The organism is Moorena sp. SIO3I6, assembly GCF_010672095.1.
This window is the reverse complement of record NZ_JAAHHU010000206.1, coordinates 1-9165: the sequence shown is the minus strand read 5'-3', so window position 1 is coordinate 9165 and position 9165 is coordinate 1. Positions and strand designations below refer to the sequence as shown.

Below are 9165 nucleotides of genomic sequence, written 5' to 3'. Positions count from 1 at the left end.
AATTAAATGACTTTAGCGGAATTAAAACCTGGAAAGCTTGCCATTATCGAGAAAGTTCAGATAGGTTTGCAGGTCGAAGGTCTCGCCAATCGACTAGAAGCAATTGGCATTATTCCTAATAGACAAGTCCAAGTGTTGCGCTCAGCCTGGTTTGGGGGACCGTTACACATTCGAGTTGGTTCCACCACAGAAGTAGCTATCCGACGGCAAGAAGCTAGCATGATTGTCGTTAACCCTGTCAAGGAATAGTTAGGGGTTAGTGGTTAGGGGTGATGTTAGCACTACGCTATTATCCTCCCCTTCCCTGCAGGGGCGCACCTAGCTGATAGCTTACTCCTCAAAGGTTAAACAGCGGATAGCCTCTAGTAACCCTCTAGCTTTATTGAGAGTTTCTTGATATTCTTTTTCTGGGTCAGAATCTGCTACCAAGCCCGCACCAGCTTGCACTGACACGGTATGTTTACCAGAACCAGATGGGCGAACTACCATAGTCCGGATTGCGATCGCACTATTGAGCTGACCTTCAAAATCGTACCAGCCATAGACACCGGAGTAAGGCCCGCGACGTTCTGGTTCCAGTTCCTGAATGATTTCCATTGCCCGAATTTTGGGGGCTCCACTCACTGTCCCCGCAGGGAAACAAGCTTTCAGTAAATCCCAAGCTGTTTTACTAGCATCCAGCTCCCCTACTACGTTGCTAACAATATGCATAACGTGGGAGTAGCGCTCAATGAGCATCAGTTGATCAACTCTGACTGTACCACTCTTGCACACACGACCCAGGTCATTCCGACCCAGGTCAACCAACATAATGTGTTCAGCAATTTCCTTTGGATCTTCGAGTAACTCCTGAGCTAGAGCTTCGTCTTCAATAGGAGTTTGACCCCGACGTCGAGTTCCAGCAATTGGTCGTAACGTTGCCTGGATTTTTTCCTCTCGGGAAGCTGTTGCCTTTACCATTACCTCTGGGCTAGATCCAATGATTTGCCAGTCCCCAAAGTTAAAATACGCCATGTAGGGGGAGGGATTAATCAGCCTTAGGGAACGGTAAAGGGCAAAAGGGTCACCCTTGTATTCTGTCGAGAGGCGCTGGGACAATACCACCTGAAAGATATCCCCAGCTCGGATATAGTCTTTCGCTTTTTCGACATTAGCGCAGAACTGGGATTTGTCTGTATTGCTGATATAAGACAGTTCTTGAGTAGCACTATCTGGAGGTGTCCATGGGAGTACTGTGTCCTTACCTAAGAGCTGCCCTTGTAGTTTGTTGACCAGAGTACGAACGCGATCGCATGCTTTTTGATAGGCTGCCTCTAAATCTCCTTGGGCATGTCGTAGATCAGCATAAGCGATCACCCAAATCTTACGCTTGACCTGATCAAAAATAATCAGGTTGTCCACTTGCATCCACAATCCATCGGGCAAGTCATTGGACTCTAGGGGATAAATTGGCACACGGGATTCACAAAAACGAATTAACTCATAACCCCAAAAACCGAACAAACCGCCAATTCCTGGCGGCAATTGGGGTAACTTTACAGGTTGATAGGATTTCAGACAATTCGCTAAGGTTTCAAAGGGGTCTCCCTCAAATACTGTGACTGAGCCATCCCGGTTGGTCTGAGTCGTGCGATTTCCCCTAGTTTCCAATACCCACAGGGGGTCACAACCTAGTAAACTGTAACGTCCCAGATTTTCCCCACCTTCTACCGATTCCAACAAGAAGCTGTAGGGTTGACCAGCACAGACCTTATACCAGGCAGAAACTGGCGTTTCTAAATCCGCCACCCACTCCTGGGTTACCGGTACAAAATTACCTTGTTGAGCTACGGTTGAAAATTGGGAAAAATCTGGGAAAATCATGGTCTTTCTCAGCTCAAGGTTAAAAATTCGGCAAACAGCTGAAACTGTTGGTCACAACGTTCAACTTTTTCCCCTTTACCTTATCACTGATGAACTAAACCTCGTGAGGTGCCTTCCCACTGAACTTGATAGTTACAGGTTCTGGGTTGCTGCCAATATTGCGGTCTATTTTCCCTGCATAGGGACGCCCTTCGTTGACTTTCTCTGGGAATACCCCATCTGCAGGATGCAGAAACTGGATTTCACCATTGGGATAAACCCGGTAAATTTTATAGTCTTCGATTTTGGGCTTAAATTTCGTCCGCAGTTGGGTTCCCAATGCCAGACACTGTTCCTTACGAGCTAAGTAGAGCAAGTTTTCCCCTTCATTCATGATGGCAGCGCCACCAGTAGGCATTTCAAACACTTGCTCTTTTGAGCTTGTCCAGGTGATAGCGTATTTTTCTTCAACTTCAGCTTTGGTCAGCAATCCGCCAGTGCTACCACCAAATATGGGAGTTTGTCCCGTCAGTTCTTCTGCCATAGTTTTTTTCTCGTGTCTATAATAAGGCATTCAAGGGAATGCTATCATCGAGTTCATACCTGTCTGGCTACTTTGTCAAGAACTGTAACAGTTCTTTAGCTATTCCTGATTTTAGTCATTAGTCTTAGTCATTGGTGATTAGTCATTGGTCACGTGTCATTTCTGCTGCCGCGAGACTTTCGGCTGATTACAAAGGAGCAATAACAAATAAAATATAATAAAAACACACAAAATAAATTTTGGTTACCAGTCAAGCCAGTGACCTGAAACCACCCACATCTCCCTATCCTAATTTTTTTTATGTGAAATACTCTGAAACTTCTGTGTCTGGTAAGAGTGGGCTTCTCCCCAATCTCAGCCTCACCCATCCCAGCCCTGGCTATTTGCTTAGGTCAATTATTTGCTTAGGTCAAAGAGCCCCCGTTTGCTTATAAAGCCAGCTTCACTAACGGCGGGATCTGCCTGCGCTAATTAAATCAGACAATTAAATCAGGTAATTAAATCAGAAAGGGAACCGACGACTGGCCGTGTTTCGTCTCGGTTCCCTGACTGGTTCGCTCCTCACACATCCGTAAATATACCGAAAGCTTTCTGGATTTGTCAACCCCTTTGGCAAAATTTTTTTTTTCGGTCAAAGTTCACCTGGTGCAGGGACACCCAGTTGGTCTTCTAGAAGCGATCGCAAAACTACTTGAGTTACTCCCACTAATCCTAACCTTGCTTGAGCCAGCCTAGGGGTCTGGTGTTTCACCTCCCCCCAAATGCGACAGCTACGGTAGAACTGCTCAAACGCATTACTCACAGAACTTGCCAACTTTAGCCAATTCTTTGATTCGGTTCCACTCAAGTAGTCTGTCAAGTCAATAAGTTGACCAATCAAAAGTCTTTCGGCTGGATGGAGCAACTGTATAAGCGGCTGATTTGTCCCTGTTCCTAGGTCGTCTTTTAACCAAGGAATTGGATATGGCACAACTATCAGTCCCCTAGAGGTTTTCAAATCCATACTCTGAATCTGGATTAAGCCCTGGCGATGAGCCAAGTGCAGGAGTGAGCAGCAACGAGCATGGGCATACTGAACTCTAAAGATCTTGGAAGTATCTTGCCAGAAGAGTGCTGAGTGCTGAGTGTTAAGTTCTAAGTAGGGCAAGAGATTCTTTTGACCTTGTTGAGGGCGAAAGCTAATCAGCGTTTCTGTTGAAGGTTGAATCCAATCTTGTAACCAAGTTGCTAACCCCTGATCTGTCAGCCAAAAATTAATCCAGCCTGGAGGAGCTACTTCAACCTCGAATTCGATCAAGTTTTGTTTCCCACCATCTTGAGTTATGGTTGGCAAAGATACAGTTAACTGATCAGCAATGGCTAGAGGACTTTGCTGCATGGCGCGAGAAAGCTTGAGAGCGATCGCTGAGCGATATGCTACACCAGTATTATCTGAGCAGCGTTCTAAAGGAATCGTTTCCAATATCAACTGGGGAATACCAGAATATACCATTGCTCTCGATATCTGTTGTTGTAATCGGGTACTCAGGGCAGCAGAATTACCTGACAAATTTACGCGCCATGAGCTACTCATCAAGGTATTTTTTGTTACTTTGGAGTCCATGTAAGATCTAGATAAACTTGTGTATCCATCAGGCTCGGAGCTTATGTATTCACCATCCGACCCATTAGAGGCATCCCGACCCTTTGTAACTTGGCAAAGGATCTTAGATTGGGGACAGGAACGCTACCGTTATAGGACGTTTAGCAAAGATGAGCGGATTCCTACCCGTCCTGGGTTGTTGTATTTGGTAGAGCGGGGGGCAATCCGTTTGGTGGGTACTTCTCAAGTCAGCGCTAGCCCCAATTTTTCTGGATCTCAATGCTCCCATCAGAATATGGAAGAAGCATTTTTAGGATTCATTGGTGCGGGTCAGCCTTTTGAAATTGTTGCCCTTTCACCCTTCACACTTCAGGCTTACTCCCACGTTGAGCAAACTGCTGTGGTATGGATGTACTGGGATGACTTAGACAACTGGCCACACTTCCGACGGGAGATCTTAGATGCATTTAGGCTTCAGCATCAACGCAAACTACTGTGGCTGAGTACCTTAGGACAGCGACGAACCATTGATCGGCTCTTGGGATTTCTCATACTATTGGTTGAAGAGTTCGGGGAACCGTGTCAGGAAGGTTACTGCTTACCATTTCCCTTAACTCATGCACAAATCGGTAGTGCCATTGGCTCCACCCGCGTGACTGTCACTCGCTTGATCGGAAAGCTTCGCCAACGGGGAATCATCAACACTCAGAAGGATAATTTAATTTGCTTATCAGGTGACTCAGTACCTAAGATAACTCCTAATTAGGTACACTTATAGATACTTGTGTTCGAGTAAGTGCAGTGGAAATCTAATTTACTGCCAAACTGGCAACACAGCCATGGTAAATTGCTTTTTAATAAAGACATACCTAACAGATCGCACAAATCAGCCATCCTGTGCCGTAATTGATGATCAGCTTGGCTGTGCTGTGAGGGGTAACACCCTTCACAACACAGCCAGTTTTTTTTATAGCAATGGGTGTAATGGTATTTCCAAATTTCCAAATTCAAGGGACGAAGCCATGCAGCGCTACTCCCAGCTCCGAACGCGCCCCGCGTGGCCTACGGCCTCAGTCCCTGCTCCCTAAAACCCAATAGGTGCGCTTTCCGTTCTCCGTAGGAGCGCTACGCGAACGGCGAATTAAATTCGCCACGGGTCGCACCTCAAAATGAGAATTGCTATAGTTTGCCCACCCTAATTTAATTGGTATTTTTTTTACACCCAAGTCCCTAAGCGGATTTGAGCTTACCTTAACTTCTGAGTATTTGCTACCAAACTTTCAGCAAATTTATCGAAGCGCTCGGAGAGTTTTTTATCCAAAAGCTTGCCATCTTCACCAAAGGCTTTCCAAGCCTGACCAATGGCAATTTGCTCTGGAATGACCCAACTATGTACCCAGCGCATAATTATCCGTAGGTCATTGAGAGCGTTACTATTAGACTGACCCCCCAATACACTAATCAAACCGGTAACTTTGCCTTCGAGATGTTCAAAACTCATCAAATCTAGGGCATTTTTAAGTACACCACTGACACTACCGTGATATTCCGGTGTTGCCAGAATTAAGCCATCAGCTTGCTTCACGGTTTCCTGTAATCGGGTGACATCTGGATAGTCTGCATAGTCACTATCACCAGTGCAAAATGGTAATTGCATCTGACGCAAGTCAAGGATTTCAGTGGATATACCATGAGCTTTCACTCGGTCTATGGCATGCTCTAGAGCATGATAGCTATAGGATTCAGGACGTAAACTACCACTAATTCCAACAATGTTCACCATCTCACTAACCTCTGTTTAACTATAGTGCTGATTGCTGATTGCTGAGTACTGATTTCTGAGTGCTGAGTGCTGAGTCTGGTTGACTGTCAACCGTCAACCAAGCTGAGTGCTTAGTGTTTCAGTAGGTTAGGTGCGCTCTTACCATTAAGAATTAAATTCGCCACGGGTCGCACCTCAAGTTGTGATTTTTTGTCGTGAAAGCTACCAATTATCTAAGGAAAGCGGCTATTATGCGTAGTCGTTATGACTACGTTTAGTCTAGCAAGTTGGCAGCAACTTTGTCAAACTCCTGTTGTGGCAGATCGGAGTATGTCGATCATGACCGCAAGGATACATTCGACCATCATGCTGTGACTGATAAGGCATAGGTGCGCTCTTACCATTAAGAATTAAATTCGCCACGGGTCGCACCTGATCATTTTGTTGCTTGAATCTGCAGGGCATCGAGATCAGCCCGAATGGCTAACACAGGTCCTGGTGATTGACTAGTAATTAGAGCCGCTTAGCCTAGAGCCATTCAACCTAGAGCCAATGAACCTAACCAAATTAATCAATACAGTCTCCTGACCTAGAGTCAACCTACTACTTGAATTGGACCAGTGGTACTGGCACTAAAGAATTGCTGCACTAGAGGATTATCTGTGGTATCTATCTCCCCAACGCTGCCGGACCACTGTACTTTGCCTTTGTAGAGGAAAACAACCCGGTCAGCGGTGCGGCGAATTGTACTCTCCTGATGGGTAACCATTAGGTAAGTACTACAAGCGTTTTCTTCCCGTTGTATCTGGCGCACTAAATCTTCAATCACTGTTGAGGCGATCGGGTCAAGTCCAGCGGTTGGTTCGTCGTAGAGTAACACCTCTGGGTTGTCCCTGGGATTATCAGGATTAGAAATTATAGCACGGGCAAAACTGACTCGTTTGCGCATACCTCCTGATAACTCAGCTGGGTAGCGGTCTCCAACACCAGATAACCCTACCATCTCCAGACTTTGATTAACCAATTTCCTAATTCGATGATGTGGTAGTTTAGAGTGCTGGTAAAGCAAGAAACCCACATTCTCTTCCACCGTCAGCGAGTCAAACAAAGCTGCCTGCTGAAATACCATACCAATGCCAATGCGGTCTTGAGCATCTTCTATTAAACCGGAGCGCCGTTGCCCTTTAACATAAACTTCACCCACATCCGCAGGTAGTAAGCCAGCAATAATCCGAAGAATTGTTGATTTGCCGGTTCCAGAAGGACCAATAATGACTAGGGCATCACCCTGATAAATTTTCAGATCCAACTGATTCAAAATGACATTGCTTCCAAACGATTTGCTCACTCCCTTCAGTTCGATCAATGGTTCTGGCATCGGATATTTCTGACATTTTTCATTGTCTTCTCCATACAATGTATAACCTCTTCATCAAAAAGCACTACTTTTTGATAATCAGGAAATTCTCCTGTATGGAGGCGCACAGCCACTTGCCCTAACCCCTCACTAAAGAGAAGTTGCTTAAAAAACAGGTTGTCTGTAAAGGACATAATGTGAGCAGCAATGGCGCACTCGCCTTCCCAGCCAAAGTCCACATCTAGTTTAACGTGATGCCTTTCATGAATACATCGGTAAATTAAGTTGACGTCCTTACCTAGTAGATCTGATTCATTATATTGGGCGCTGATTTTAACATTTCCTTGTTCAAAGTCAGCTTTGATGTCATTCAGACATAGATCTGGTCCTCGAAAGTAGGGTTGGTAGTCAACATACTCAAAATTGACGCCTTGCAATTCTACCTTTGCTAAGTCAATCACAAATTGACGAAACTCTCTAAGTAACGATAGAGGAGCTTCATAGGCTGGAGCTGTCATATAGCCCTTGGCTAATTCTTCAATAATCGTCATTATGATCTCCTTCTGTGCATAAATGACTTCCTAGGAATTCTTGTATATTTTCTGCATTCACAATGTATTCACACTATTAGTAGAGAATAAGTGGTATAGTGAATTTCTTGATGGGGGGGGGAACCCCCTGATAGGGTAAGTCCTATCTTGGCAACAAAGAGTTAAAGCTTCCGTGTTAAACTCTTAACACTTGGAAGCCAATTTTTGTTTCTTCTAAATTGTGATATTTATTGACAATAAAGACGTCGCGACAACCACTTAAACAATCTTTAAGAATCAGCAAAAGTTCAAAAAGCTTGCCGTGAATTTACTTAAATATTTCTCTGGAATACTGCGGGAGCTTTACCTGATTTTTATTTGAGAGCCACCCTAGCTGGTTCTTTAAACAATCTGACCCTGACAAGCGCTTTTTTAATAATATCTGAATCATTCAAACTTCTTGAATAAGCAGTTAAATTAACTCTTACCGCTCCGGTCATCAGTAATAACACGTACATAGATCACACTCACTCAATTTCGGTTACTTCACATTAATTCGTCCTAACAATCTATGCACCGAAAATCTAGCTGTTGATTCCATAATAACTATCTGATTACGGCTAATAACCGATAGGATTGTCTATGGCTTCAGGGATATTGCTTATTAGTATTTATATCCATAAAAAAGCCAATCTATAATCAGTGAATTTACGGAATATTATCTTGGGTTACAGGGGTAATCTTCAGTATTATAAATAGCTGTAAATGTTAAAGTTTACCCTTATTACTAACGTGATTGACCCTGATTACTTGCTTTTATATTTCACCAGCGAGATGACAACCAATCGAGAATCAGTGAATTTACGGACTCTGGGTTTTCGTCATGAGGGCAGTGACCAGCCTTAGGAATTCCTACAAATTTTACGTCTTTACCCTGATGACTCTGTTTTTGGAAGATGGTAGCACCAGAAATCGGTGTCCAAGGGTCTTCTTCTCCCCAAAGAATGAGTAGAGGACTTTGTAACTTCGGTAAAAGTTCACTAGGTCTAGGACCAGGAGGAGCAGTAAGAACTGATGCAAATACCTTTTGAGCACCGGGATCACAAGCAGGCTGGTAGATTAACTCTACAAGTTCCTCTGTAATGGCATCTGAATCACAGTAGACTTGACGAAGGGTGCTGCGGATGCGATGTTTCTGGCGGATACGGTTAAACAGGAACGGTCCAAAGGTTGGAGAGTTCACTAATCTCGTAAAAGCTGCCATGACCAAGCGCAAAGGTAGATTTAGCTCTTCAGGGCGGTGATTGAGTCCACCAGCACTGTTGATTAAGACACCACCAGCAGCAATCTCAGGATAGTTTGTGACCACCATCAGACTTAACAGAGCACCAATGGAGTTACCGATAAATATGGTAGGTTCATTGATGTAGGTATCCCAAAAGTCCTTTATTTGTTGTTGCCACAACTCTACGGTGTAGGATAAGGCAGGTTTATCAGAACCTCCGAATCCCAGCAGATCGATGGCAAACACTCGATAACCCCCTGCGG

At 44.4% G+C, this 9165-nt stretch carries 9 protein-coding genes; 2 read left to right on the top strand and 7 right to left on the bottom strand.

Features of this window, described 5'->3' with window-relative positions; translation table 11 throughout:
- The first annotated feature begins 6 nt into the window (after positions 1–6).
- Entirely contained in the window at positions 7–249 is a 243-nt protein-coding gene (locus F6K49_RS31290; RefSeq protein ID WP_070393365.1) for a FeoA family protein, read from the top strand.
- An 81-nt stretch (positions 250–330) separates the two neighbouring features.
- Here the strand turns inward: F6K49_RS31290 and trpE are convergent, their stop codons facing one another.
- The 3 genes from trpE to F6K49_RS31275 all read right to left on the bottom strand — a co-directional run bounded on the left by trpE (position 331) and on the right by F6K49_RS31275 (position 3959).
- The gene (gene trpE / locus F6K49_RS31285; protein ID WP_293102915.1) at positions 331–1863 is read right to left on the bottom strand and encodes an anthranilate synthase component I; all 1533 of its coding nucleotides are present in this window, start codon (positions 1861–1863) and stop codon (positions 331–333) included.
- A 94-nt stretch (positions 1864–1957) separates the two neighbouring features.
- Positions 1958–2386, bottom strand: coding sequence for a photosystem I reaction center subunit II PsaD (locus tag F6K49_RS31280; RefSeq protein ID WP_293023275.1), 429 nt, complete (start codon positions 2384–2386; stop codon positions 1958–1960).
- Positions 2387–3017: 631 nt separating this feature from the next.
- A complete protein-coding gene (locus F6K49_RS31275) occupies positions 3018–3959 on the bottom strand; it encodes a DALR anticodon-binding domain-containing protein (protein ID WP_293102912.1) in 942 nt (313 codons plus the stop codon).
- Positions 3960–4032: 73 nt separating this feature from the next.
- On the opposite strand from F6K49_RS31275, the gene F6K49_RS31270 reads away from it, so the two are divergent.
- On the top strand, positions 4033–4734 hold the full coding sequence (locus F6K49_RS31270) for a Crp/Fnr family transcriptional regulator (protein WP_293102909.1): 702 nt from the start codon (positions 4033–4035) through the stop codon (positions 4732–4734).
- A 480-nt stretch (positions 4735–5214) separates the two neighbouring features.
- Here the strand turns inward: F6K49_RS31270 and F6K49_RS31265 are convergent, their stop codons facing one another.
- The 4 genes from F6K49_RS31265 to F6K49_RS31250 all read right to left on the bottom strand — a co-directional run.
- Positions 5215–5751, bottom strand: coding sequence for an NADPH-dependent FMN reductase (locus tag F6K49_RS31265; RefSeq protein ID WP_293023269.1), 537 nt, complete (start codon positions 5749–5751; stop codon positions 5215–5217).
- 574 nt (positions 5752–6325) lie between these two features.
- The gene (locus tag F6K49_RS31260; RefSeq protein WP_293023267.1) at positions 6326–7108 is read right to left on the bottom strand and encodes an ABC transporter ATP-binding protein; all 783 of its coding nucleotides are present in this window, start codon (positions 7106–7108) and stop codon (positions 6326–6328) included.
- Complete coding sequence (locus F6K49_RS31255) at positions 7093–7638, bottom strand: hypothetical protein (protein WP_293023265.1); 546 nt, start codon at positions 7636–7638, stop codon at positions 7093–7095. The genes F6K49_RS31260 and F6K49_RS31255 overlap by 16 nt, the downstream gene beginning before the upstream one ends.
- Positions 7639–8440: 802 nt before the next feature.
- On the bottom strand, positions 8441–9165 hold a 725-nt coding region (locus F6K49_RS31250; protein ID WP_293102905.1), incomplete at its 5' end, for an alpha/beta fold hydrolase.

Coding starts and splice junctions, on each gene's coding strand:
- F6K49_RS31290 (WP_070393365.1), top strand. CDS start 7: ATGACTTTAGCGGAATTAAAACCTGGAAAGCTTGCCATTATCGAGAAA.
- trpE (WP_293102915.1), bottom strand. CDS start 1,863: ATGATTTTCCCAGATTTTTCCCAATTTTCAACCGTAGCTCAACAAGGT.
- F6K49_RS31280 (WP_293023275.1), bottom strand. CDS start 2,386: ATGGCAGAAGAACTGACGGGACAAACTCCCATATTTGGTGGTAGCACT.
- F6K49_RS31275 (WP_293102912.1), bottom strand. CDS start 3,959: ATGAGTAGCTCATGGCGCGTAAATTTGTCAGGTAATTCTGCTGCCCTG.
- F6K49_RS31270 (WP_293102909.1), top strand. CDS start 4,033: ATGTATTCACCATCCGACCCATTAGAGGCATCCCGACCCTTTGTAACT.
- F6K49_RS31265 (WP_293023269.1), bottom strand. CDS start 5,751: ATGGTGAACATTGTTGGAATTAGTGGTAGTTTACGTCCTGAATCCTAT.
- F6K49_RS31260 (WP_293023267.1), bottom strand. CDS start 7,108: ATGCCAGAACCATTGATCGAACTGAAGGGAGTGAGCAAATCGTTTGGA.
- F6K49_RS31255 (WP_293023265.1), bottom strand. CDS start 7,638: ATGACGATTATTGAAGAATTAGCCAAGGGCTATATGACAGCTCCAGCC.